Genomic DNA, 25255 nt, shown 5'->3' with positions numbered 1-25255 from the left:
AGGGGGATGAGGGGGATGAGGGAGACGAGGGAGATGTTGCCTCCCCTGCTCCCCTGCTCCCTTGCTCCCCTGCACCCCTGCTCCCTTGCTCCCCTGCTTCCCCCGCTCCCGAAGAGTAGGCATAGCAACTCCAGTTAATGTAGGCACGAGCTAAATCTTGGTCATCTGTCCAATTTTGCGATTCAATTAAACCTTGGAGACCTGCACCGTAAGCACCTGGTTTTGAACCAAAGATGCGATAGCGCGATCGCATACTAGCTGCTTGTTTTGTTAAACCTTGTTGCGTCCAAAAATCTGTATCTTGGCGAACTTGCGCTGCTAGGGGGTTCTGTTCTGGTGGCTCATCTAAGGCTGCTACTGCTTGTACTGCCGAGTCGAACAAGTCAATCAGGTTAGGAAACGCATCTCGGAAAAAGCCGGAAATTCGTAAGGTAACATCTACACGCGGACGCCCCAAGATAGCTAATGGCAAAATTTCAAAATCGACTACCCGCCGTGCTGCACCATCCCATACAGGTCGCACACCCAAAAAAGCCAAAGCTTCGGCGATGTCATCACCACCAGTTCGCATGGTGGCAGTACCCCATAACGATAATCCTAGTGTTTTTGGATACTCTCCATTTTCTTGAGTATAGCATTCTATCACGTTCTCAGCGGCTCTCCTGCCTACATCCCAAGCCGTCTCTGTGGGAATAGCACGGATATCTACTGAGTAAAAGTTTCTGCCAGTTGGCAGCACTTCAGGACGCCCACGCGTGGGTGCGCCAGCCGATGCGCTTTGGACATACCTACCAGCAAGTCCCCGTAACAAATTGGTAATTTCATCTTGGGTTTGTTGGATAGCAGGGAGGAGGCGATCGCGTATCCAGTCTAGGACGGTGGTTAGTGCTGAGTGCTGTAGACGCTTCTGCGGCTTCCCGCAGGGTGGAGCCACTGCGGTCTTGGGGTCTCCCCAAGTGGAGCATGTGGCGTTGCTGAGTGCTGAGTTCTGAGTTAGGAGTTGTTCTACTAGTGAGGCGGCGTGTTGTTCTAGAACTTCGACGATATCACCGATAGTGTGGCATTGTTTGCCATTGACTACTGACCACTGACCACTGACTGCTGATAAATCTGCTGTCAGGGGATCAAAGTCTAAACCCCAATCTTGAGCTATGGCGCGGGTGATTCCTGGAGAGTGGCGATTAGGGATACGGGCGATCGCTACTATTAAATCCCGTAGTTGGCGTCCTTGGGGGCATTGCCCAAAAATATGCAAGCCATCACGGATTTGGGCTTCTTTCAATTCACAAAGATAGCCATCGAGAAAATTTAAAATCAGTGATTCAAACTGCAAAATGTCATTTTTATTTGCAATTCCTAAATCTTTGTGAAGATTTTCTTGGATGACTAATTCTCGGATGCGATCGCGAATTGCTGGTAAACGTGAAGGATCTAAACTTTCAGCCTCATAATACTCATCAATTAAATTTTCTAACTGCTGCAAACCACCATAAAGTTCGGCACGAGTCATGGGGGGTGTTAAATGGTCTATCACCACCGCTTGAGCGCGGCGCTTAGCTTGTGAACCTTCACCAGGGTCATTCACAATAAACGGGTACAGGTGGGGAAGTGGCCCCAGCGCTACTTCTGGATAACAACTACTAGATAAAGCCAAACTTTTACCAGGTAGCCATTCTAAATTTCCATGTTTCCCCACATGTACAACAGCATCAGCACCAAAACACTCGCGTATCCAATAGTAAAAAGCTAAATAAGCATGGGTTGGTGCTAAATCTGGGGCGTGATAATTCAAACTAGGGTCAAGATCATAACCCCGTGCTGGCTGAATTCCCACGAAGATGTTACCAAGTTGAATGCCAGGAATGGGAAGAGATGGGGGGATAGGGAGATGGGGCGATGGGGGGGAAGAAGACTTTTCCCGATTCCCGATTCCCGATTCCCGATTCCCGATTCCCAATTCCCAATTCCCGATTCCCCATTGTTCACAAATGCCTTGCTGGACGGCTGTTGGTAAACAAGTAAAATATTCTTGATATTCTGTACTAGACAAACTTTGCAATACTGGGCGTAATTCTCTACCTTCTGGATCGTTAGTAACACCAGCAGTGAGACGTTGAATTAATTCTTGTACTTGAGTGGGTGGATGTTCCACTAGATAACCAGCAACTTGCAATGCTTTGATAATTTCTATACAACTGGCTGGCGTATCCAATCCCACACCATTAGCCAGGCGACCATCGCGGTTGGGGTAATTGGCTAAAATTAGGGCGATTCGTCGTTCTTGGGGTGGCTTAGAGCGCAGACGCACCCAATTAGCTGCTAATTGGGCTACAAACTCAATGCGATCGCTGACTGGTTCATAAACTACCACATCTGTTTCTAAGTCAGAATTCCGCGTTTGCACTGCTTTAAAAGACACAGCACGACTAATAATTCGTCCATCCACCTCTGGAAGCGCCACATTCATGGCAATATCACGGGGAGAAAGCCCTTGTGACTGTAACTCCCACTGTTCAACACCTCCACCGCTGAGAATCACCTGCAACACCGGCACGTCTAATTTTTCCCACAAGTCAATTTGGGGTGTTTCTGTTTCTAATCTGGCCAGAGAAAAACTAGTGGTATTCAGTAGCACTGCAATTTGCTCTGAGTCTTTGGGGCCAAAAAACTCGCTCAACTCTGCTTGGACATTCGGATCACGCAACGAAGAAACAAACACTGGCACAGGTTGTAAATTTTTCTGCACTAAAGCAGCACACAAAGCATCAATTACTTTGGTGTTTCCCCCCAAGTAATGAGCGCGGTAGAAGAGAACGCCAACTTTAGGGATTGGGGAGTTGGGAGTTGGGAGTTGGGATTTTTCTTCTCCCAATTCCCCATTCCCCATTCCCCATTGCCCCTTATACCCAGAGGGGGCCCCGAGTTCCCCAGTCTCCAGTCCCCAGTCCCCTCGATACAAACCAACACGAGGAACCAACTGGGGGGGTGAGGGATTAAACGAAGTTAACAGGCAAGTATCGGCGATAAATTTGAGAGCGTTAACAATATTTTCCACTCCGCCTTCGTTGAAATACTGCAATACTTGGTTCACAATACCCAAAGGCACGGTAGACTGGGAAATTAATAGAGGATCAAGAGCATCGTCTCCTGGCATTACAATTAAGGTTGTACCATTACGTTGCACAATTTCCTGGACTACTTCTAAACCGTAAGCCCAATAAGAACGTCCTCCTAACAGGCGCAGTATAATTACCTGAGCCAGTTCCAAAACTTGTTCTGCATAAGCATCTATACTTATTTGTTGCTGCAATTGCAACAGATTAGCGACTCTTAATGCAGGAAATGTTGCGGGTAATTTGGGGACGGCAGCTGCTAAGGTTTGAATGTCGGTATCAGCAGCCGTAATAAATACAAAGGGAGCTGGAGTTTGTTCTAAAAAAACTAAATTTTCTGACTGATTCCATCCCACCGATGTGGCGTTTATACGATGCATAATCCTGTATTACCGTTTTAAACTGTTGATTAGAATACAATCACAAAATATTTCACCCTAGCAATGCCAGTTGCTACGAGTCGGTACAACCGACGGCAGTTGGTACCTTGCAATCAACGGCCATTTGGGCGTCTACAGCTTTGAAAACCAAAGCAACGCACTGGCTCCTTTGCTCCTCTCACCAGACCATTGAAAATGCTTAGTTCCCCTGATTTGAGCTTTTCTCGAAATTTGCCTTTAGTTGTATTTAATCAGCTAGAGGAATTGTTACGGCAGATGGCTCAAGCAGCGGAAACTAATGTTCTCATCCTTACAGAAGCTGTACTAGCTCGGATTCGTATCCCTGGGGAATGGCAGATACAAAGGTTTACGTTAGTGGTTTCTAGTGGGTTTAGTGCCCTTTTAGTAGGAAGTTGGGAGCAGGGGGAGCAGGAAGAGCAGGGTAACTCGGGGCCCCCACGACCGGAGGGAGTGGGAATTAGGGGTAACAGAGGAGCAGGGGAGCAAGGAATTTACTCAGCTATCAGCAACGTCAGTGACTACAACGGGAGAAACGCCCCTTCGAGTGTTGATGCTCAAAGACTTAGCAACGCCGGGCTAACACAATCGCCTGCTAAGCTAGTGCAGTGTACCACAGAAGCTTCTGGGCAATCAGTCCTGACTGCTAGTTTGACATTTAATTCGGAGGCGATCGCCTCCTTTGTTGCCAAATTAAGAGACTTGTTTGAAGGTGATTCCTATACTCATCAAAATCTGGAACAATATCGGCAAATTCTTCGTCCTAATGATGCCACACTCCAAGCGAAATTTACGGTATTGTTACTAGAATGTCTTTTGCCTCAGCAAAAGGAGGAAGTCACAGAACCGCCAAACACAAATGAGCCTGAGGTTTATGCCTGTCAAGCAGTGGAAGACGCACTGAAAAAACAGATTTCCCAAGAGCGACTGTTGAATCAGGTAACGAGCCAGATACGCAAAAGCTTAGATTTGCCAGTAATTATGGCAACAGCAATTGCACAAGTACGTGAATTTTTGGAATTAGACAGAATAGTAATATATAAATTTGAGGCTTCAAGAGTCAACAACTTAACGCTGCAAGCTCAAACTTCATTCCAACCTCCAACGCAAGATTCTGGGGGTTGTATCGTCTATGAAGCTCGTGCTAAAGATACTATTCCGTCGGTATTGCATTATCAGGAAAAAAATTGCTTTATGCGAACTTCTCAATGTTGGGAGAAGTATCGCCAAGGTTTTACCCTAGCGGTAGATGACATTGAAAAAGCTTATGCGCTGGAAGTGTGTTTGTTGAATTTTTTAAGGGAAAACCAAGTGAGAGCAAAGTTGGCAGCACCGATTATGTTTGAAGAAAAACTTTGGGGGTTGCTGATTGCTCATCAATGTGGTATACCTCGCCAGTGGAGTGAGAGCGACAAAAACTTACTGACTTCCATCGCCGAACAATTAGCGATCGCGATTCATCAAGCTGAGTTAATGCGATCGCTCACTCAAGAAAAACAAACTCTCGAACAACGAGTTATTGAGCGGACAATGGCACTACGCGATGCTTTACTCGCCGCTGAAGCCGCTAGCCGTCTGAGAAGTGAATTTTTAGCTACCATTAGCCACGAATTACTTACGCCTTTGACTTACGTCATTGGCATGTCTTCAACTTTATTACGCTGGCCTTTGGGAGATTTAAGTCAACGACAAAGGGATTATTTGCAAACAATCCACGACAGTGGAGAACATTTATTAGAAATGATTAATGATATTCTCGATTTATCGCAAATAGAGGCTGGCAAAGCAGTTTTAAATATTACAGAATTTTCCTTAATAAATATAGCAGAAAATACTTTAGAATCTTTATCAGAAAAAGCAACAAGCGAACAAGTAAATCTAAAACTTGATTTGCAAATCGATCCTCGACGCGATCGCTTTACTGCCGATGCAGGGCGAGTCGAACAAATTCTCTGGAATCTGTTAACTAATGCGATTAAATTCACCCCTGAAGGTGGCAGTGTCACCTTACGTCTTTGGGTAGAAGATGACACAGCTATCTTTCAAGTAGAGGATACTGGAATTGGCATTCCTGAAGAACAACTACCACTACTGTTTGAGAAATTTCAGCAATTAGATACACCCTATCGCCGTCGCTATGAAGGCACCGGACTTGGTTTAGCTTTAACTAAACAACTTGTAGAACTCCATCGAGGTCGGATTGAAGTAGAATCAACCGTGGGTATTGGCTCACTTTTTACTGTATGGATACCAGCCCAGCCAATGAGAGTGCTGAGTGGAAAGTGAAGAGTTAGTAGTTAATAGTTAGGAGTTAGGAGTTAGGAGAAAATAAACAACAAATGACCAATGACAAATTCCATTAAACAACTGCATCGTGGGCTGATTGTGTCTTGTCAAGCGCCTGTTGATTCCCCACTACATGAACCAGTGGTGATTGCAGCAATGGCAGAAGCTGCTGTTAATAATGGTGCAGTTGGTGTGAGAATTGACACTCCAAATCATATTATTGCTGTACGTGAAAAAGTAAAAGTGCCAATTATTGGTCTGTGGAAACAAGTAATAGCTGGATATGATGTATACATTACGCCCAAGTTTCACCATGCTGCTGCTGTCGCTGAAGCGGGAGCAGATATTATTGCCATAGATGCGACGACTAGAAACCGCCCTGATGATGAAACTGTGGTAGATATCATTGCTCGAATTCATCAGGAATTGGGTAAACCAGTGATGGCAGATGTGGATACAATTGCAGCGGCAGAAGCTGCCGCAGACGCTGGTGCTGATATTGTCGGGACAACTCTTTACGGCTACACGAATGCAACAAAGCATCTTTCTTTGCCAGGCTGGGAACTCCTCAGCCAGATTGTAGAAAAGTTGGATATTCCAGCCATTTGTGAAGGCGGGATTTCTTCACCCCAAATGGCTCGAAAAGCTTTAGATTTACAAGCTTACGCTGTTGTAGTTGGTACCGCTATTACTGGTATTGATTTGCAAGTTAAAGCTTATAAATCTGTGTTGAGTTTTGAATCTTGAGTATGGTAAATCGTTAGATTTTTGAATTGCATAGTTAATTTTCTCGAAATAAAAAAACAGCTAATATCTAGGTTTTTGAGCTTCCATATACAAACTTTCCCACTTTCTATCCTTTTTATCTTTAAGTAGTAACTCATCTGTTCCTTCCATAAAGGAGACTTCTTTAATATTTATAAATCCTGCATCCTTCAGAAACCTTGCTAATAGCTCACTATCCCAGACAGATACATGACCGTAATTTTGGGTCATGGTTCTAATTGCTTCACATCCTGTCTGCCATTGAGTAGTAAATTCTTCGTCTTTTCAGCGTTGCATAGAATGCGGGATAATTTATTTCACGCAGAGGATGACACTACCGCAAAAAGAAATCCTTCATCTTTCATATTTGGAGATTGCTTATAGAAATCATAGAGAAGACAGACTCAGGATAGGTGCAGCGATCGCAGTCCCGACCTAAACTGCAAAATAGCTCTATGATTACAAGAACATCTTGTAAGAGTTTCTCACAAAGGCGATCGCTGTTTGTCAGATGAAAAGACTTTTTCAACAACCTACCCTTTATCTAGCCTTGTTAGTGACTGGATGCATCTCCACTAGAGATAGCACGAATGCTCAAAAACTGGCTGTACCCAATTTAGTACCACCAACAGGTGTAAATCCTGATGTCAATTATGTAACTAAAGTTGTACAGCAGACAGGCCCGGCAGTAGTGCGAATCGACTCGTCTCGCACTGTTGCAGTATCTCCTGAAGACTCTGTTTTAGGACGTTTTTTCGGTGGGCAGTTGCCCACTACAGAACGAGTAGAACGCGGTATTGGTTCCGGTTTTATTACTAATGCTAATGGATTAATTTTAACTAATGCTCATGTGGTGGCAGAAGCGGATAATGTCACAGTGATATTGAAAGATGGCCGCCGTTTTCAGGGCACTGTGGTAGGTAGTGACCCTGTTACTGATGTTGCTGTGGTTAGAATTAAAGCTACAGGACTACCAACAGTCAAGATAGGCAACTCAGATAATCTATTACCAGGACAGTGGGCGATCGCCATTGGCAATCCCCTAGGACTCGATAATACTGTTACTCAAGGAGTTGTCAGCGCTACTCAGCGTTCCATTGCAGATCTTGGTGTGCCTACAGAGCGAGTTGACTTTATCCAAACCGATGCAGCGATTAATCCGGGGAACTCTGGTGGCCCTTTGCTGAACTCAGAAAGCGAAGTGATTGGTATGAATACGGCCGTGATTCGGGGAGCGCAAGGATTGGGTTTCGCCATTCCGATCAATACTGCTCAACGGATTGCGGCCCAATTGGTAGCCAAAGGACGAGTAGATCATCCTTACATCGGGGTGCAAATGGCTCAGTTGAATCCAGAGTTGCGAGCCACAATCAATCAGAGCAATATTGGTTTAAAAGTTAACCAGGATACAGGCGTGATCGTTGTGGGAATTGCCCGCAACTCACCTGCGGCTCGTGCAGGTTTGCGTCCGGGTGACATTATTGAAAGTATCAACGGTGTTGCTATTAAAGATACACAGCAAGTACAACAACAAGTAGAAGCCGTCAAAATTGGCGATCGCCTGCAAGTTACTATCAATCGTAACGGCAACAGACAGGCGATCGTAGTCAGACCAGAGGCTTTACCACGAAAACAGCCTAGTTGAGGAACAAAACAGTCAAAACGTTGCTCCCCTGGTTCTGCCTATTTGTATCAATATTCAAATAAAACGCTATCAGCCCTCGTTATCAGTCTTTTCAAAGATTTTTAGGAGGAAATTTACCCTTTATAGGTGAGTATTCCGAGCAATCTTGAGCTTCTTCAGTCATAACTATAGAAGGTTGTACGGCACACTTGAGATAATTGTTGTTTGAATAAAATTTACAGTTTTTACAAGGTACTTTGTGTAAAGTATTAATTTTCAAAACTATCTTATTATCTAAAGCTGTCCTCACCTTTCCCAAAATTAGAAAAAAAATTATCCAACTCACAAGCAAGCCAATAGGAGTCAAAGATACGAATATATCGGGAAGATTTAAACTATTAATTTGTCCTTGCTCTTGTTTAACTTCGCTCCGAGTTATCTGATGAAAATTGCCATCGGCTGCTAATTTTTTTTGCAGTATTATCTTCATAGACATATGATTTATCCTTGGCTATGTATCTTTATCAAGCTGATTTTTAATACCAAGATAATTTGTGATTGAGGTAAAAGCCTTGTGATGAAAGGTTTTTTTGGTTGTTATCTTACATTTAATTATGTCCACCTACTTACTTGCCGTTGTCTAGGATGAGAAAAGATAATGCTACTAGAGATATAAAATCTTTCATACTGAGGATAGTTGATTACTGTTTTATCTTTGTCATTATATTTTTGGCAAAGTTTTAAAGTTTACATCATTAGTAAACTGAAGTAATACAATATCTCAGTAGCTTGTTGAAAATAGAGTATTATCAATGCTCCAATTATATGTTTAACAAAATAAAGTTTTTCCTATCTCTGTCAATAGTTTTGCTTGCTATTAGGTCTTGTATATCTAAAGGAATAGATTAAAAAGCTTAGTTAGAAATAGAGTAATTTTTGTTATATTATACAGTCATAATGTCACAGTTTACCTATCTTGAAATTTGTTGATATTGGTGTTAAATTTCATTTTTTTTATATTAGACGCTGATTAAGTTAGGTAGGAGAGTGCTTTGTTTATATTTATTGGTTGGTGCTGATTAATTCTATTATTTTCATCGTTTTGGCAGGTTGGATATAATGAAGTTAGCTAAGTTATATCCTTTATAAAAAAGAAATTTTTACTAAAAATATTTATTTCTTAACAATAATTAATGACTAATTTTTTACAAAAGATAATTCTTCTTTGTATGACAGCAATATGGTGGAGATTGTGTTAATTTTTTAGCAATCAGTACCAATAGCTGAGTCACAATCTCCCAAAGTAAATCCAACTCTACGGGCTGAAATCAACAGGTAAAATCTTTTCTCAAAGCAGCCTGTTTAGCAAATAACAAGAGCAAAATCTGCTACAGCATTGTCCTATTACCTATTCCTTACTGAAATTACTGGCTTACCTAATCTTAAGTTAACCTTTTTTATCTAGAATTATGGTATTAAGTAGGTGGATATAATTAAATGTAAAATGCTAACCACTAAAACTTGCTGAGTGACAGGCTTTTCCCTTCTGCCTTCTGCCTTCTACATAATTTCACTATTTTTACAATTCTTAAAAACATGAATCTGGAATTATTTAACAGGATTCCTGTAACGTCTCTACTATTGCTCTGGTTGACTTATGGTCTTCTGGGATGGTATCTTGCAGCTCATGAGATTATTTGGTTAGTAGGAGCTTTTGTAGCTGTTGTAGCTATAGCTGTAGTTCGTAAGAGTGTGTCTTGGTTGCAGCAATTGCTTGTTTTCAGTTCTAAAACTTTAGTTGTCATCTTAGTTGTAAGTGCATCAATTGCTTTGATAGCAAGTTGGTCACTATTGTTGAGTCTCTTTCTCATACCAGTAGCGACTACATGTTTAGCTGATTTAGAGATGCGTTTTACTGGTTTCAAGAGGCTAGAGACATTTTGGATTTTAACTAGCCTAGCAGCATCGGGTTTAATAGTGGGTGAAATCATAGATCTTCTATTGTTTCCTAGTGGTGGATACTATTAGATTGTTTACTTATAGATATGGCAACTAGAGAAGTAAGTAACAAAGAATCAAAAGCTAGTTAGTTGCTTTTAATTTTTTATATTTATGACATAACAAAGACAAAGGACTAATGACGGTTTTAACCAGATAAGAAAGCAATTTTGAAGCACATTAGCTGATTCATGTATAGGTAATTCATGAATTGCCTGTAGAATATGGTGCATTTTCAAAAATAAATAGTATTTATAACTGAGGTTTGAGCGAATCTTAGGTATTGGTCATTGGACAAAAATTGTCATTAGCTATTTGATACTTTCGCTTAGCATGAAATGCTTGCAGTTTAACAATAGTTTGCAGTTTATAAAACTTTAAATTACGGAGATATTAACGTATTGAATTAGTACCAATATTCATGCAATAATAGTGAAATTACGGCAAAATGTCATACTAAACACTAAGGAAATCAGATATGAGTATTGGTAGCACTCAGTTATATGCAACAAGATTACTTGTGTGTCTGGGTTTGGTGTATGGCGTGTTGGGTGTGGTGAATTCTGACACCGCCTCTTCCCAAACTAATTTGAGGGATGATTTAGAAGTTTTGGCTCCTAGAGGTACTTATTTCAAGCGCCAAATAAATTGGTTTCAACAATCGCCTGAGATCAGAGACGCTAATCAAAGGTGTTATGCTAGACGGGGCGATCGCTTTGTGATCTCGTCTTATAGACGACCAGTCAATGAGTCACAAGTGAGAGAAGACGATCGCAATAGCCGCTACTTTGGTAATATTGAAGACCCAAATGATTATTGGGAAGTGACATTCCGGGATGTACCCGATGGGTGCAGCACTCAGCAGAATGAAGGCGGGTTAACCTGGTTTGTTTATAGACGACATGTCAGGATAACTCCTACGCAAGTCAGATAGAGAATTACGCTACTGGTAAATTAAAAACTTATAGCTAAAAACATTGTCTATAAAAACATCACTCTTAAATTAATAAATTTATTCATTTCACTATAGGCAACTGATATTGGATAGGTATTCCAATTTTACTTACTATATCTATTGTGATAACTTAGACCTAATAGAACAGGCTTGCATCCATATTTTTGAGCAAGAAGGCAGTCGTCGTGTTTCTTTACCAACACTTTCTGTAGAGATTGAAGAATTGCGCCGCAGGCCCTGGCTATTGTGTAATGAATTGTGGGTAATTGGACTTTTTGTTGGTTCACTTGGGTGGACGATTGTCAAAATATTGCCGCAGGAATTACTATGCCGTAGGACTAGAGATGCTAACCGCCCTCGATTATCCCAACTAGCAATGCAGCTTGGTACTGATGCTTTCTATATAGGTTGCAGCGAAGAAGTTAGTATTCTTATGGAAACAGATGCTAAAGGTAGCGTCTTCATTTCTGGTTCAGTTGATAGGGATAACTCAGAAGAAAATAAATTTTTTGAAGAGGAGATTAACTTAGTAGATCGTATCCTGTCATTAGAGCATCTTAAGCGGATGTACTCAACAAAACCTCAGCGGTTTTTCCTATTAAAGGTTCCACAGCAGATGCAAACAGCAGAACAAAAACTACAAGAAGAACAAAACAGAAGATTTAATAGTTGGCAAGAGGAGTTTTTAGATAGTTATGCCAAACGTTATTTCTCTTCAATGACATCTGATGAGTTAGAACAGTGGAAGGTAAGGTTTAGGGAGAATAGCAATCAGCTATTTGACGAAAAAGGAGGGAAAAAATTATTTCGAGCTTGGTCTTATGCATTGCAGGATTTAAGTGATATGGCTAGCGGTTTTCAAAAATTTGAGATAGCCATAGGGCGACTGTTAGGTGGGACACCTAATTACTGGCATTTAGGAAATGAATCTTTAGTTTATCGTGCCTACACCCAGCAACAGCAGCTAGAAGCTGATGGGGCGCGTCTGTTGTTCTTCCAGCCAACTGCTAAAATAAAAGGTTCATAAAATCTCAGAAAGCTTGGCTAATAAACTTTCTGCTAAATCTAATAAACCATTATCATCTATTTCACTACTAAAATCACTCGCTAACAAATTTCTCATAGCAGATAACCTATTATCTGCTTGGGAAATTCTCCAGGATGCTTCTATGTTCACCGCTAAATCAAAAAGGGAACGTTCTCCTAAAAGCTGCCGTATCCTCACAGCTACATGATCATCACTTACTAGAAATTCTTTGATACTATCTAATACGGAATTACCTATTATCTCATCATTTCCCCAGGTTTCAAGCCAATCTCCATCCACATCTTCAACGTAAAGATGGATAAAATTTAGCCCATAAGTCAGCCAGTCTTGCTGCATTTTTCGGGCTGTTGCTAAAGCTTCAGTAAATCTATCCACTTGATTTTCGTAACTGTGAGTTTCTCTTTGATTAGCCATAAAAGCTGTGACAAGCAAGTAAGTATGTAAGCTAGAACACAAATCTTGAATAACAAATCCCTGAAAGTATCACGAAAATTTCAAATACTTGCCTCCAGCTAGATAATCACTGTTATACAAAGCAACATTGACTAATTGATTAATAAAATTAGCGTCGTGAGGACTATAGCTGACAAACAATCCTCTCTCTATTTCCCACAAGTGCAGTGTCGTTTTCCAATAATGATACTTTTGGTGATTAAATTCTTCAGATACACTGGTAACTTGAATGCATAGTGGTTTTGCTTGGCGATTACTAACAATTAAATCTGTTGCCATGGAAAGGTCGGCGATATAACGCTGCCAAAAACTACCTTCACGACTGACAATATCTTGAGCTATAGATTTAATAATATCATCATCAACCTGATTAAACTCTCCTGCCATTAATTTTTGTTTCCAAATATAAAACTTGGAGTCAGTTGCATTGATCCACTTAGGAAAAAGATAACCATACCAATACCTCTCATTAGGCGTCATTTGCTCGAACTTGGCTTTTTGTTCTTCTTGGCAAGGTAGGGATTTAATAGCCAGCCAAATTGTAGAGTCAGTAATCACCTCTAGGAGGAAGGCAAGCACAAATGGTTTAGCAGTCAAGGAACCAGGCTTGATATTCTTGACCCAACGATTAATTTCGTCTAATCTCCGCGCTAAATTAGGATCTATCGAGGAGGCTTGCTCGATAAGGGACTTTAGCTGATCCTTAATCTCTTTTGCTTGCAAACTATGCCCTACTTTCACAAACTAACGCTGTTTTCAATTTATACCTAATTTAACTAGCTAATATCTGTGTTAAGAAAAATGTTAGTGTTAGGTTTTCTATGATTCCTCGGTTAACAGGCACCCTCTGATTTGGTAATTGCACTCTTGACTAGCTTAATTCAGATTATATTGCATAATTTTTAATTATATTGTAAGCGCTACTCTAAATTAGGACTTACGCAACTAGCACACTAAATAAAGGTTAGGATTGTCAACAGTCCATAGTCAACTGTCAACGGTCAACAGCTAAAAATTCTAAACTATTGACTATGGACAATGGACTATTGACTCTTGACAGCCTCAACTAGAAATTTATGACAATGACCGTCAGGGTGTGTTGCTTTTGGTTGGTGTAAACTGATTAACTTAGCAATTTCCGCCTTGCTTAATGAAAAGCTAAATACCATCTGTCACAACTTTGCTCATAATACTTTTCAGTAACAATAGCGATCGCTATCATAACCATGTCTCAACCAACTATAGAATCAATCCTGCAAGAGAAACGCCTATTTCATCCCGCTGCTGACTTTTCCCAAAACGCTCATATCAAGAGTTTACAAGACTATCAGCATCTTTATGACCAAGCCAAAGCCAATCCTGAGCAATTTTGGGCGGAATTAGCCGAAAAGGAGTTGCACTGGTTCCAAAAATGGGACACCATCCTAGACTGGCAACCGCCTTTTGCTAAGTGGTTTGTGGGCGGTAAGATTAATATTTCCTACAACTGTCTTGACAGACACCTCACCACCTGGCGCAAAAATAAAGCGGCACTAATTTGGGAAGGAGAACCAGGAGACTCGCGGACTCTCACCTATGCTCAACTACACCGCGAGGTTTGTCAATTCGCCAATGTGCTGAAGCAACTGGGAATCCAAAAAGGCGATCGCGTCGGTATTTATATGCCTATGATACCCGAAGCTGCCATTGCCATGTTAGCCTGTGCCAGAATTGGCGCACCTCACAGTGTGGTATTTGGTGGTTTCAGTGCCGAAGCTTTGCGCGATCGCTTGATCGATGCCCAAGCTAAACTAGTAATTACTGCTGATGGTGGTTGGCGCAAAGATGCGATCGTGCCCCTCAAAGAACAGGTAGACAAAGCCTTAGCTGATGGTGCGGTTCCCAGTGTACAAAATGTCTTAGTTGTCAAGCGCACCGGACAAGAAACTTATATGCAGTTGGGAGGGCGCGATCATTGGTGGCATGATTTGCAAAAAGCTGCCTCAGCCGATTGTCCCGCCGAACCCATGGACAGCGAAGACATGCTGTTTATTCTCTACACCTCTGGCAGTACCGGGAAACCGAAGGGTGTTGTCCATACAACGGCTGGTTATAACTTGTATACCCACATGACCACCAAATGGATCTTCGACTTGCAAGACACTGATGTATATTGGTGTACCGCAGATGTTGGTTGGATTACTGGGCATAGCTATATTGTCTACGGCCCTCTGTCCAACGGTGCCACAACCTTGATGTATGAAGGTGCGCCCCGTGGTTCTAATCCTGGGTGTTTCTGGGATGTGATTGAAAAATACGGCGTGAATATTTTTTATACTGCACCTACAGCAATTCGCGCATTTATTCGCATGGGTGAACAGCATCCCAATGCCCGTAATTTATCATCCTTGCGTTTATTGGGAACCGTCGGCGAACCGATTAACCCAGAAGCTTGGATGTGGTATCACAAAGTCATCGGCGGCGAACGTTGCCCAATTGTGGATACTTGGTGGCAAACAGAAACCGGCGGTATCATGATTACGCCGCTACCAGGGGCAATTTCCACTAAACCCGGTTCGGCAACTCTGCCGTTCCCAGGAATTATTGCAGATATCGTAGATTTAGAAGGCAACAGCGTACCCAACAACGCAGGCGGTTATTTAGCAGTGCGTCATCCTTGGCCGGGAATGATGCGGACAGTCTACGGCGATCCAGAAAGATTTCGCCGCACCTACTGGGAACACATTCCTCCCCAAGATGGTAAATATACTTACTTTGCTGGTGATGGTGCAAGACGAGATGAAGATGGTTACTTCTGGGTAATGGGTCGAGTAGATGATGTGTTGAATGTGTCAGGTCATAGACTCGGTACAATGGAAGTAGAATCAGCCTTAGTTTCGCATCCAGCGGTGGCAGAAGCGGCGGTGGTGGGTAAACCTGATGAACTCAAAGGCGAAGAAGTTGTAGCTTTTGTGACCTTGGAAGGCAGTTATCAGGGAAGTGAGGAATTGAGTAAAGAACTCAAGCAGCACGTTGTCAAAGAAATTGGTGCGATCGCCAGACCGGGAGAAATTCGTTTTACCGATGCTTTACCGAAAACGCGATCGGGTAAAATCATGCGGCGATTGTTGCGAAATCTAGCAGCAGGACAAGAGGTATCTGGTGATACTTCGACTTTAGAAGATCGGAGTGTGTTAGATAAGTTACGTGAGGGTGCATAAACAATTCAACATAACTTAGTCAGGACTTGGGCAAGTGTCATAAATTTTTAGTTGAGGCTGTCAATAGTCAATAGTTTAGAAGTTTTAGCTGTTGACCATTGACTGTGGACTGTTGACAACCCTAACCTTTATTTAACGTGAGTTCGATGAACCTCTCCCCAACCCCTCTCCGACGCGGAGAGGGGCAGAAATATTCCGCGTTTTCAACGAAAAAATTAGGGTTTCAAAGCCTCTCTCCCTATGGGGGAGAGGAATGGAAGCGGGGTTTTTTATATCCGTCGAACTCACGTTTATTTATTGTGCCAGTTGCCTAAGTCCTATTAGTTTGACATAGTGTTTGTGCCCAAACAGTTATAGTCGTGTGTTATGCATTGATTAACGCACCCTTAATTTATGATCAAAATCAAAACGTCATTGAGGCGATGAGGACAATGAAGCTGAAGAAGCAACAAAAATCAGTATTTGTTCAACCTCTTACCTGGGTTTCGCTGAGCATTTTAATTGGAAGTAGCATCTCACCTTTGGTAAATGCTCAAAGTTTTGACCAAAAGGATGAACGTAGATATATAAGATGTTTAGAACGTCAGTCAAGAAATAACCAAGAAATTCATTGCAAAAGACCAGCACCGGAATATCCTCTATCTAGCTCACCTTTGAGATATTCTGAACAACAAAGTTATTTTAATTGTTTAGAACGTCAGGCACGTAGGCATAAAAAACTGAATTGCACAAGACCAATTCCGCAGCCGCAACCACCACAAAAACAGCAAACACAGCCAGATGAGCGAACACAACTAATTCAAGAAGCAAATTCCTTTTACAATTCAGGAAACTATCCACTAGCAGAGGATAAATTCCGCAAGCTGGTTAAAATGTATCCTAAAGATGCATATATACATTATCAGCTAGGCAACACCTTATACCGTGAAGCCAAACCAGAAGCTGCAATTGATGAATACCAAGAAGCTATTCGCCTGAATTCTGATTACGCGGTTGCTCATAATGCTATAGGAATGATTCGCGCTAGCCAAGATAACTGGGATGAGGCAATTAATGAGTACCAGAAAGCACTGAATATTAATCCTAAATATGGTGATGCTCTGAAAAATTTAGGAGAGGCACTATGGCATCAAGGGAAATCCTCAGAAGCGATCGCTGCTCTAGAAAAAGCTAGAAATGTCTTTAAAGAACAAGATGATAATGACAAAATTAAAAGCATAGATCAGCTTTTAGAGCAAGTAAAGCACAGTAGAAATAATTAAACATTTCAAAAGAGACAAAAACTAGATTTTATGAGTATTACAACATCCTATCTACTGGCACTGGTATTAACGTATCCTGTAAAAGTTAGCGTACTTTCACCAGAAAATTATGTTCACAAATTCAGCTATCAGGAAACTTTCAAAAGCCAAGAATACAAACTAGCACAGTTTTCCGGTACAGATTCACCAGAGCGATCGCAGCTTTTGCAACAAGTGAATGCACTATACAATCAAAGAGACTTCAAAGGTGCAGAAGAAAATCTCCGCAAATTCATTAAAAAGTTCCCAGAAGACGCTTTTGGCCACTTTCAGTTAGGAAATGTGCTGTTTCGGCAAAACCAACCAGAAGCAGCAATTAATGCTTACCAAGAAGCCATTCGCCTCAGACCAAAATATGCTCTAGCTTATAATGCGATCGGTGTTGTTTACGCCAGTCAAGACCGTTGGCAAGAAGCTATTACTGAATACCGCAAAGCCTTAGAAATTAATCCCAATTATGGCGATGCACTCACTAATTTGGGACAAGCATTGTGGCAAACAAATAAACGAGATGAAGCGAAAGCTACTTTAGAAAAAGCTTTAAATATCTTCAAAGCAGAAAGTAGAAATGAAAAAGCTTACCAAGTCGAACAGATTTTACGGCAGATAAAAACTTTAGATGATCCTAGTCTTTCATAAGAATTACATTCTTGAATTTCAACCTTGGTTGCGGTGGTGGGATGCAACAGGAAATCTATTACTCACAGGTGAGGAACGTGCTGTGATTGAACAACAAAGGGCTGATGTTGAACGACAGAAGCGAGAGAGAATTGTAGAGAAATTGCGTTCGGCGAAGCCGTGTCGAAGACTCTCGCTTTCTGATGAACAACTTAATGCTTTGGGAATTGACTTAGAAATGTTGGATTAGGATAATTTTAAGCGGCGTTGCTGATTTAAAATATGAATTTACCTCACGCAAAGTCGCAAAGGCGCAAAGTTACAAAGAAAAAGAAGTGTAATTTTGTAATTTCATATTCTGATTCAGCAACGCCGAATAATCAAACTATTTACTGATAAATGTGAATTTGACAACAAAATTGTTCACAATATTTTTGAATGATTCTTTGAGCGGATAATTAATCTCAGCTTGGTTAGATCCGGCTAAATATAAACCGATTAAAACTCCAGTGATACCCAAGCAATTCGATAAACTTAATCTTTCTGAAAATATGATCAGTGCGAAAATACCACTAAATACTGGTTCTAGTAAATGCACCAAAGAGACAACCACAGATGAAAATCTGGCAAGACTATATGTCAAAATTCCATGACCTAAAACTTGACAGACCAAGGCCAGGGAAATGACGAAAAGCCAACTATTTATTGAAGAAGGGAAAATCTGATCTTGTGTATACACAAGTATGGGTAAGATAACTAAAGCAGCGATCGCACAAATCCATAACTGAATTGTGGTAGGACTGAATTTAGTCCGCAATTTTTCTACTATCAACAAATATGCAGCTAAGAAAACCGCTGAAATGATCGCAGCTATGCCTCCTTGGACTTTACCATGAGCGACCTGCAATTCCTGAATTTCAATTGCGATCGCTCCTCCAATGGCAATGACCATCCCTACGAGAAATTGGCGGTCAAAACCCTGACGAAATAACAGCCAAGCTCCTAAGCTAGTAAATATGGGGGCAAGATTATGCAAGACACTGGTAATAGCTACACTCGTTTGAGTCAGTGACCAAGCTAAACTCACTAAAGTCGAAGCCCAAAAAATACCAGCACTTAGTAATAAGAATATATCCTGACGGGTGTAGACCTGCTTTTCTACAGGCTCGTCAGAGGAAAATTGCTGACGTATCGTTTTGTATCCATGCCATAGCCAGAATACCACACTCCCAAGCCAAAGGCGATTAAATACAGTAGCATGGGGACTGAGTTCAGCTTCGCTTAATCTCATGAAGATAGAGCCAAAAGATATGGCACTTATACCTACAAATAACAAAGCAAGCGCCATGATCGTTTGATTAAAAATATTCATGATTTCGCTTGTGCTTTCCCAGCCTTGATATTGTCACCCACTAGCAAACATCCTCTCGAAAACGCGCGATCGCTACACTTTTCTTGTAGTACATTATCACATTTTCTGAAAATGCTTCTAGTTCTGTCCAACACATAAAATATATTCACAAAGTTATGCTGTAATTACCTACCATATTTAGTACGCCTGTGTTCACCACAACAAGATCATAAACCATTCTCTGCTTTTCATCAGCAACGGTCAATAATTGCGTACCTCAATCAAAGGTAAAAAGGGCGTTGGGTATGGGATTGATATCGATAAATATTCTCTAATGAGCAACAGCGCCACCAGTGGGTTTTATTTTTTTGAAAAATAATATAGCGATACCACTGAGTAATAAAGCAAGACCAATAAAGTAGAAACAATCGTTAAAAGCCATGACAAAAGCTTCTCGGCGTACAACATTATCGATAGCTTTGATGGCTTGGTTTTGAGCTGTACTCAAATCTGCACCACGACTAACAAAATATTGTGTCATTTGGTCAATTCGCTGTTGAGTGTCTGGGTTAAATAGAGATATTCTTTCACCTAAAACATTTGAGTGGAATTGCTCTCTATTAGTTAACAAAGTCGCTAATGATGCAATTCCGATAGAACCACCCATATTCCGCATCATATTAAATAAACCACTTGCCGAACCAGCTTCTTTCGGATTCAAACCGGCAGTAGCAATTGATGTCAATGGTACCATAATGAGTGGTTGTCCCATTGCTCTTACAAGTTGTGACCAACGTAATTGATCTAAACCAGTTTCATAAGTCATTCTGGAGTTCATAAAGGCACTGACAGCAAACAAAGTCACACCAATTGCCACCATAAAACGCACATCAATGCGTTGCATTATTCTGGGAATCAAAGGAATAATAAATAGTTGTGGCAAGCCAGCCCAAATCAGTACTTCACCAATTTGCAGTGCATTATATTTTTGAATTTGAGCAAGATAAAGCGGTAAAATATAAATTGAACCATACAATCCTACTCCTAGTGAAATATTCACAATACTGGCTAAACCAAAATTACGGTTAATTAAAAGGCGTAAATTAATAAATGGTTGTTTGCGAGTTAATTCTATAACGAAAAATAGCGTGATAAAAATCGCTGCTACCACACTTAATCGCACAATAAATGCTGAACCAAACCAATCTTTACGGCTACCTTCTTCTAAAACCACTTGTAGGGAACCTAAGCCAATAGCCATTGAAATAATTCCCCACCAGTCGCCTTGTTTTAGCAAATTAATTTGGAGTCGTTCTTGTTTAATTCCATACCAAACACCAGAAAGCATCAATGCTCCTGGTAATACATTTATATAAAAGCTGTAGTGCCAACTAAAATTTTCTGTTAACCAACCTCCTAATGTCGGGCCAATTGAAGGTGCAAACACTGCACTAATAGCAAATGCAGCTAATCCAATTGATTGTTTAGCAGGCGGCAAAGTTGTTAATACTATTGTCATAGCAGCGGGAATTAAAACCCCTCCACTAAAGCCTTGCAAAGCACGAAAGACAATCATAGAATTGAGATTCCATGCCCAGGCACAGCATATAGAAAAGAAAATAAATAATCCAGTATTAACTATTAAATAAAGTCGCAGAGAAAATACCCGCGACAACCAGCCAGTTAAAGGAATAACGACGATTTCTGCCACAAGATAGGCGGTAGAAATCCAAGAACCTTCTTCTAAAGTGGCTCCTAAACTTGCTTGAATATCTTGTAGTGAAGAATTAGTGATTTGAATATCTAGTACCGCCATAAATGCGCCAAGCATACTAGCTAATACACCAATCCAGGTTCTTAGCGGTACACGATCTGGTGGTACAGCAGGATTTTTTCCTTGCTGATGAATTGCATCTGTATCAGCCATTATATTACTCCAGCTTCAAGATTACGATACACTATTTAAGATTTGGGATTTTGGAGCTATTACCATACACAAAGAAGCCTCTGACGAAGCTTTCTTTGTGCAAAACTACGAGGATTCCTACTTTGATAGGAATGTATCATTAAAGGTTGCGATCGCTGAACGGTCTATAGGATTAATTAACCCTTGTCAACAATTATCAATATTTGTAAAATCTCAAGCAACAATATTATACAGTAATACCAATTTCAATCATCTTTGCGACACATGGATTGGCTGTACGTGCATACATATGTACTATCTTGCTATATATCTGTAGAATTATTTTTTTTAATTAGTATTATTGATAATAATTTATTCTCAATGTTTGATTATTCCCTTTTGTTCATAAATAGGAATAACCATTTTTCTTAAAGCAGGTAACTGCTTGCAAAAAATTATAGAACCGATAATACAAGCTATACCATCAATAATTAATGTATTAGCAGCACCAATATGATTTGCTAATGCACCACCTAATAAATTACCTAACGGTATCATTCCCAAAAAGGACATTGTGTATAAACTCATCAATCGTCCCCGTTTATCTTCTTCAACAATCGTTTGTAAAAATGTATTGCTGGAAGCAATTTGGAGAATCGTTCCTAAGCCTACAAATAACATTGTGAATAAAGAAAGTGGAATAAAACGAGATAAAGAAAAGCCAATTAAACCAATTCCTAATATTGCTGGTGCTAAAGCAATCAATTTACCAATCCCTAATATTGTTTGCCGCGTAGCTAAATAAATTCCGCCTGATAAAGCTCCCACCCCTGACGCTGCCATCAAAAAGCCTAAAGTTTCTGCACCACCTTTGAGAATATCTTCTGCAAATATGGGTACAAGAATAGTATTTTGTAACCCCATTAAACTGACTAAAGCTGATAGTAATAAAATGGCTCTAATTGGTGGAAAGCTAAAAGCATAAACAAATCCTTCTCGCACTTGTTGTAGAGGATTACCTGTAATTACTGGAGTTTTCCAAGGTTTAATTGTCATTGCCAATAAACCAGCAATCACAGCAATATAGCTTAAACCATCTATTAAAAAACAATAAGCAACTCCCACTCTGGCAATTAGTAAACCCCCAATTGCTGGGCCTATTAATCGCGCACCGTTAATCATCGTTGAATTGATAGCGATCGCATTGGCTAAATCTTCTCTACGTTCCACTAATTCCGGCACAAATGCTTGCCGTGCTGGTGCATCTAAAGCATTAATAAAACCTTGCAATAAACTTAAAACTATGATGTGCCACACTTGAATCACGCCAGTCAGCGCCAGTACCGCCAATGCTAACGACTGAATCATTGCTAATATTTGTGTAACAATTAAGGTACGATAGCGAGAAAAGCGATCTACAAACACTCCGCCAAAAGGTGCTAAAAAAAAGCTAGGAATTTGACTGGTAAATCCCACAACACCAAGCATTAATGCAGAGTTTGTCAAACTATAAACTAGCCAAATTGTTGCTAGTTGTGTCATCCACGTCCCAATTAGGGAAATACCTTGTCCAGCAAAAAATAGGCGGTAGTTTTTTGACTTTAATGCCGGTAGTACTAGTTTTTTCGGAATAGCTGGTATTTTCATATGAAGTTTAGTTTATACCAATATTCTTTCATAAGTATCATGTAACTTAACCTCCAACCCCTCTCCGTAGGTGGAGAGAGATGTCCCAAGCCAGACAGAGATTTTTCATGATTGCAAAGCCAATTTTGTCAACTAAAACGCTTTTATTCTTCGTGTCTTTGTGCCTTTGTGGTAAAAAATCAAAAAACCACAAAGACACGAAGACACAAAGTATTTTCAAGCTAGGTCTTATTACTTGACTTCTACTGCTACTTCCGCAGACATCCCAGGAGTAATGCGAGATTCATATCCTTGAATGCTGTTTTGGTCGAAAACTATTTTCACAGGAATACGCTGTACAATTTTGGTGAAGTTACCTGTGGCATTATCTGGTGGCAACAGTGCAAATTCAGCACCGGAAGCTGGCGAAATACTATCAACACGACCGTTAAAGGTGTGATGAGGAAACGCATCCAGTTTGATTTCTACTGGTTCGCCTGGTTTCATGTTTTCTAACTGGGTTTCTTTAAAGTTAGCAACTATCCATTTCTGGTCATTGACAATTGCCATCAATGGTGTTCCTGCTTGTATGCGGTTGCCAACTTCCACGTTTTTATTACCCACACGTCCGGTACTAGGGGCGGTGATCTGAGTGTAGGATAGTTGTAATTGTGCGTCTTTAAGAGATGCTTCTGCCTGTGCGATCGCAGCTTTTGCCGCTTCGTACTGGCTGCGTTTGACTGTGGTATCCTGTCCCCCAGCGGTAGCTTGTTGCAATCCTCCTTTAGATGCTGCTAACTTAGCTTGGGCGCTGGCTACTCCTTCTTGCGCCTGTGCTAGTACAGACTGCGCTTTGGCTACGCCAACGTTGGCGGAGGCTAACCTGGCTTGTGCTTGCTGTACTCCTTGAGTAGCGGCATTCTTTTGGGCTACAGCCACATCATAAGCTGCCTTGGCTGTCTCTAACTGCTGACGAGCAATTGCACCTTGTTGATAAAGCTGGGTGTAACGATTATAATCTGCCTGGGCTTTCTCTAAGTTGGCATTTGTTTGTGCTACCTGCGCTTGGGCTGCGGGAATACCCGCCTGGGCTAACTTGACTTCAGCTTGTGCTGCTGGGATACCTGCTTGCGCTTCTTTGACTGCTGCTTGTGCTGTGGAAATGGCAGCTAATGCACCGCTAACATCTCCTTGGGCCTGATTTGTTTTGGCAGTTGTAGTTTCGGAAGATAAGGCAATATTTGCTTGTGCTGCTTGCGCCTGGCCACGGGCATTTTCTAGTGCAGCGCTTGCCTGTTGTACTTTACTTTGATAATCCCGTGGATCTAATTCTACTAAAACCTGTCCTGGTTGTACTAGTTGGTTATCATTAACTAGCACCCGTGCCACAGTTCCCGGAATGCGGCTACTAACTTGGTGAATGTTTCCTGTAACTGTGGCGTTGTCTGTTTCCTGATGAGTAGAAGCATACTGCCAATAGTGATAGCCAAATCCACCAGCTGCGATCGCACCCACTCCCAATACTGACATAATCAAAGCAATGGGTTTTTTCTTCTTCGGTGTCTGCGGTGCAATCTCTTTGTCTTTTTCTAGCTGGGGAACTACATCAGCTTCAGGTACTTCTATCTTTGCAGATGTCTCTGTAGTTGCAGCTTCTAAAGTATCTGTGTCAGTAATCAATTCTTTTTCTAAAATTGCCGTTTGATGTTTGCGTCCATTATTATCAGCGCTCATACTTATTAACTCCTCGCCCCATAATTTGATTAATATTAGTTTATTTAGAGTACGTAATATCCGATTACTTCCGTTTATTCATCATATATTTCGTATACGTATTATCTTCGCAGAAAAAACTTAACAACACTTCACCCTATTGGGTGATTCTTAAAACTGGCTACAGAAATACACTAAGGAAACTTTAGGATAACTGATGACTGATAACTGTCACCAATTCCCTATTCCCAATTCCCAATTCCCCTTCGGGTTCGCCAGTCGCTCATGGGGGACTCGGGGCCCCCACGACCAAAGGGAGTGGGGATTGGGGGAGAACCCCCAAGACCGCGCTGGCTCACCAATTACCAATTCCCCTTTACGACAAATTAGCGATCGCCCGATTTAAAATTTGGGAAAATAGTTCACGATCAGCAGTAGAAATCCCATGCATTGCTTCTTCACGTACTTCCGCCGCGATGGGGGGTAATACTGATTCTAATTCTTTTCCCGCATCCGTTAACCATATGCGCCAAATGCGGCGATCATGTACATCGCGTTCTCGACGCACTAAACCACGTTCTTCCATCCGGTCTAGTACGCCTGTTAAAGTTCCTCCCACTTGCTGGAGTTTTTCGCCAATACTGGAAGTAGGTAAACCGTCTTCTTGCCACAGACAGCATAACACTAACCAGTGAAAGGGGGTCAATCCAAAGGGTTCTAGCCTTTCAGTAAACTTGCGACTAAGCAGTTGTGATAGCAATTTAATTCGGTAGCCCAAATTGTGTGGTGCTAAATTTTGCTGCCACGACTCTAAAGTTGGGGAATAATCGGATTTCACAACCATTTGGCTAATTACTTAGTACACGTAATATTTATTATAAGCTAAATTTACCTATCTAG

General features: G+C 41.1%; 19 protein-coding genes and 1 pseudogene. 10 read left to right on the top strand and 10 right to left on the bottom strand.

From position 1 onward, the window contains the following. The coding region (gene cobN / locus I8748_RS19365) for a cobaltochelatase subunit CobN (RefSeq protein ID WP_198126195.1) at positions 1 to 3493 on the bottom strand (3493 nt) is incomplete at its 3' end. A 195-nt stretch (positions 3494 to 3688) separates the two neighbouring features. Between cobN and I8748_RS19360 the strand changes: the two genes are divergently transcribed. Next, on the top strand, positions 3689 to 5797 hold the full coding sequence (locus tag I8748_RS19360) for a GAF domain-containing sensor histidine kinase (protein ID WP_198126194.1): 2109 nt from the start codon (positions 3689 to 3691) through the stop codon (positions 5795 to 5797). A 60-nt stretch (positions 5798 to 5857) separates the two neighbouring features. Further along, a complete protein-coding gene (locus I8748_RS19355; protein WP_198126193.1) occupies positions 5858 to 6544 on the top strand; it encodes an N-acetylmannosamine-6-phosphate 2-epimerase in 687 nt (228 codons plus the stop codon). Between the two features lie 60 nt (positions 6545 to 6604). On the opposite strand, the gene I8748_RS19350 is transcribed toward I8748_RS19355, so the two are convergent. Beyond that, a complete protein-coding gene (locus I8748_RS19350) occupies positions 6605 to 6793 on the bottom strand; it encodes a hypothetical protein (RefSeq protein WP_198126192.1) in 189 nt (62 codons plus the stop codon). A 280-nt stretch (positions 6794 to 7073) separates the two neighbouring features. Here I8748_RS19350 and I8748_RS19345 point away from each other — a divergent pair, with 280 nt between their 5' ends. Continuing rightward, positions 7074 to 8207, top strand: a complete 1134-nt coding sequence (locus I8748_RS19345) for an HhoA/HhoB/HtrA family serine endopeptidase (RefSeq protein ID WP_198126191.1) — start codon at positions 7074 to 7076, stop codon at positions 8205 to 8207. Between the two features lie 91 nt (positions 8208 to 8298). Here I8748_RS19345 and I8748_RS19340 read toward each other — a convergent pair whose 3' ends face one another. Further along, positions 8299 to 8682, bottom strand: a complete 384-nt coding sequence (locus tag I8748_RS19340; protein WP_198126190.1) for a hypothetical protein — start codon at positions 8680 to 8682, stop codon at positions 8299 to 8301. A gap of 1100 nt (positions 8683 to 9782) precedes the next feature. Here I8748_RS19340 and I8748_RS19335 point away from each other — a divergent pair. The 3 genes from I8748_RS19335 to I8748_RS19325 all read left to right on the top strand — a co-directional run bounded on the left by I8748_RS19335 (position 9783) and on the right by I8748_RS19325 (position 12166). Further along, a complete protein-coding gene (locus tag I8748_RS19335; protein WP_198126189.1) occupies positions 9783 to 10214 on the top strand; it encodes a hypothetical protein in 432 nt (143 codons plus the stop codon). Between the two features lie 448 nt (positions 10215 to 10662). Beyond that, positions 10663 to 11118 carry a hypothetical protein gene (locus tag I8748_RS19330; protein ID WP_225896474.1) on the top strand — a complete coding sequence of 152 codons (456 nt, stop codon included), beginning with the start codon at positions 10663 to 10665 and terminating at the stop codon, positions 11116 to 11118. Positions 11119 to 11224: 106 nt separating this feature from the next. Continuing rightward, a complete protein-coding gene (locus tag I8748_RS19325; RefSeq protein WP_198126188.1) occupies positions 11225 to 12166 on the top strand; it encodes a hypothetical protein in 942 nt (313 codons plus the stop codon). Here the strand turns inward: I8748_RS19325 and I8748_RS19320 are convergent. After that, positions 12161 to 12601, bottom strand: a complete 441-nt coding sequence (locus tag I8748_RS19320) for a hypothetical protein (RefSeq protein ID WP_198126187.1) — start codon at positions 12599 to 12601, stop codon at positions 12161 to 12163. The genes I8748_RS19325 and I8748_RS19320 overlap by 6 nt on opposite strands. Positions 12602 to 12670: 69 nt before the next feature. Continuing rightward, on the bottom strand, positions 12671 to 13363 hold the full coding sequence (locus I8748_RS19315; protein WP_198126196.1) for a hypothetical protein: 693 nt from the start codon (positions 13361 to 13363) through the stop codon (positions 12671 to 12673). Between the two features lie 503 nt (positions 13364 to 13866). On the opposite strand from I8748_RS19315, the gene acs reads away from it, so the two are divergent. The 4 genes and pseudogenes from acs to I8748_RS19295 form a co-directional block, all read left to right on the top strand. After that, positions 13867 to 15840: an acetate--CoA ligase gene (gene acs, locus I8748_RS19310; RefSeq protein WP_198126186.1), complete on the top strand. Its 1974-nt coding sequence runs from the start codon at positions 13867 to 13869 to the stop codon at positions 15838 to 15840. A gap of 431 nt (positions 15841 to 16271) precedes the next feature. Beyond that, positions 16272 to 17102 (top strand): tetratricopeptide repeat protein, encoded by an 831-nt coding sequence (locus I8748_RS19305; protein ID WP_198126185.1) that lies wholly within the window; start codon positions 16272 to 16274, stop codon positions 17100 to 17102. Between the two features lie 30 nt (positions 17103 to 17132). Then, on the top strand, positions 17133 to 17780 hold the full coding sequence (locus tag I8748_RS19300; protein ID WP_198126184.1) for a tetratricopeptide repeat protein: 648 nt from the start codon (positions 17133 to 17135) through the stop codon (positions 17778 to 17780). Between the two features lie 22 nt (positions 17781 to 17802). Continuing rightward, a pseudogene (locus I8748_RS19295) lies at positions 17803 to 18009 on the top strand (Uma2 family endonuclease); the annotation flags it as partial. Positions 18010 to 18144: 135 nt separating this feature from the next. On the opposite strand, the gene I8748_RS19290 reads toward I8748_RS19295, so the two are convergent. The 5 genes from I8748_RS19290 to I8748_RS19270 form a co-directional block, all read right to left on the bottom strand. Then, complete coding sequence (locus tag I8748_RS19290; protein ID WP_198126183.1) at positions 18145 to 19131, bottom strand: DMT family transporter; 987 nt, start codon at positions 19129 to 19131, stop codon at positions 18145 to 18147. Positions 19132 to 19441: 310 nt separating this feature from the next. Continuing rightward, positions 19442 to 21037 carry a DHA2 family efflux MFS transporter permease subunit gene (locus I8748_RS19285; protein ID WP_198126182.1) on the bottom strand — a complete coding sequence of 532 codons (1596 nt, stop codon included), beginning with the start codon at positions 21035 to 21037 and terminating at the stop codon, positions 19442 to 19444. A 357-nt stretch (positions 21038 to 21394) separates the two neighbouring features. Then, on the bottom strand, positions 21395 to 22663 hold the full coding sequence (locus tag I8748_RS19280) for an MFS transporter (protein ID WP_198126181.1): 1269 nt from the start codon (positions 22661 to 22663) through the stop codon (positions 21395 to 21397). A gap of 231 nt (positions 22664 to 22894) precedes the next feature. Continuing rightward, the gene (locus I8748_RS19275; protein ID WP_198126180.1) at positions 22895 to 24376 is read right to left on the bottom strand and encodes an HlyD family secretion protein; all 1482 of its coding nucleotides are present in this window, start codon (positions 24374 to 24376) and stop codon (positions 22895 to 22897) included. 355 nt (positions 24377 to 24731) lie between these two features. Beyond that, positions 24732 to 25199, bottom strand: coding sequence for a MarR family winged helix-turn-helix transcriptional regulator (locus tag I8748_RS19270; protein ID WP_198126179.1), 468 nt, complete (start codon positions 25197 to 25199; stop codon positions 24732 to 24734). Positions 25200 to 25255 lie beyond the last annotated feature (56 nt).

The organism is Amazonocrinis nigriterrae CENA67, assembly GCF_016056305.1.
Lineage (GTDB): Bacteria > Cyanobacteriota > Cyanobacteriia > Cyanobacteriales > Nostocaceae > Amazonocrinis > Amazonocrinis nigriterrae.
The sequence above is the reverse complement of the archived record's forward strand: the minus strand, read 5'-3'. Positions and strand labels throughout refer to the sequence as shown.

Bases quoted from the DNA above. Each gene is read 5' to 3' on its own strand.
- I8748_RS19355 (WP_198126193.1), top strand. From the start codon at position 5,858: ATGACAAATTCCATTAAACAACTGCATCGTGGGCTGATTGTGTCTTGT.
- I8748_RS19335 (WP_198126189.1), top strand. From the start codon at position 9,783: ATGAATCTGGAATTATTTAACAGGATTCCTGTAACGTCTCTACTATTG.
- I8748_RS19300 (WP_198126184.1), top strand. From the start codon at position 17,133: ATGAGTATTACAACATCCTATCTACTGGCACTGGTATTAACGTATCCT.
- I8748_RS19340 (WP_198126190.1), bottom strand. From the start codon at position 8,682: ATGTCTATGAAGATAATACTGCAAAAAAAATTAGCAGCCGATGGCAAT.
- I8748_RS19280 (WP_198126181.1), bottom strand. From the start codon at position 22,663: ATGAAAATACCAGCTATTCCGAAAAAACTAGTACTACCGGCATTAAAG.
- I8748_RS19330 (WP_225896474.1), top strand. From the start codon at position 10,663: ATGAGTATTGGTAGCACTCAGTTATATGCAACAAGATTACTTGTGTGT.
- I8748_RS19290 (WP_198126183.1), bottom strand. From the start codon at position 19,131: ATGAATATTTTTAATCAAACGATCATGGCGCTTGCTTTGTTATTTGTA.
- I8748_RS19360 (WP_198126194.1), top strand. From the start codon at position 3,689: ATGCTTAGTTCCCCTGATTTGAGCTTTTCTCGAAATTTGCCTTTAGTT.
- I8748_RS19275 (WP_198126180.1), bottom strand. From the start codon at position 24,376: ATGAGCGCTGATAATAATGGACGCAAACATCAAACGGCAATTTTAGAA.
- I8748_RS19345 (WP_198126191.1), top strand. From the start codon at position 7,074: ATGAAAAGACTTTTTCAACAACCTACCCTTTATCTAGCCTTGTTAGTG.
- I8748_RS19305 (WP_198126185.1), top strand. From the start codon at position 16,272: ATGAAGCTGAAGAAGCAACAAAAATCAGTATTTGTTCAACCTCTTACC.
- I8748_RS19285 (WP_198126182.1), bottom strand. From the start codon at position 21,037: ATGGCTGATACAGATGCAATTCATCAGCAAGGAAAAAATCCTGCTGTA.
- acs (WP_198126186.1), top strand. From the start codon at position 13,867: ATGTCTCAACCAACTATAGAATCAATCCTGCAAGAGAAACGCCTATTT.
- I8748_RS19270 (WP_198126179.1), bottom strand. From the start codon at position 25,199: ATGGTTGTGAAATCCGATTATTCCCCAACTTTAGAGTCGTGGCAGCAA.
- I8748_RS19350 (WP_198126192.1), bottom strand. From the start codon at position 6,793: ATGACCCAAAATTACGGTCATGTATCTGTCTGGGATAGTGAGCTATTA.
- I8748_RS19320 (WP_198126187.1), bottom strand. From the start codon at position 12,601: ATGGCTAATCAAAGAGAAACTCACAGTTACGAAAATCAAGTGGATAGA.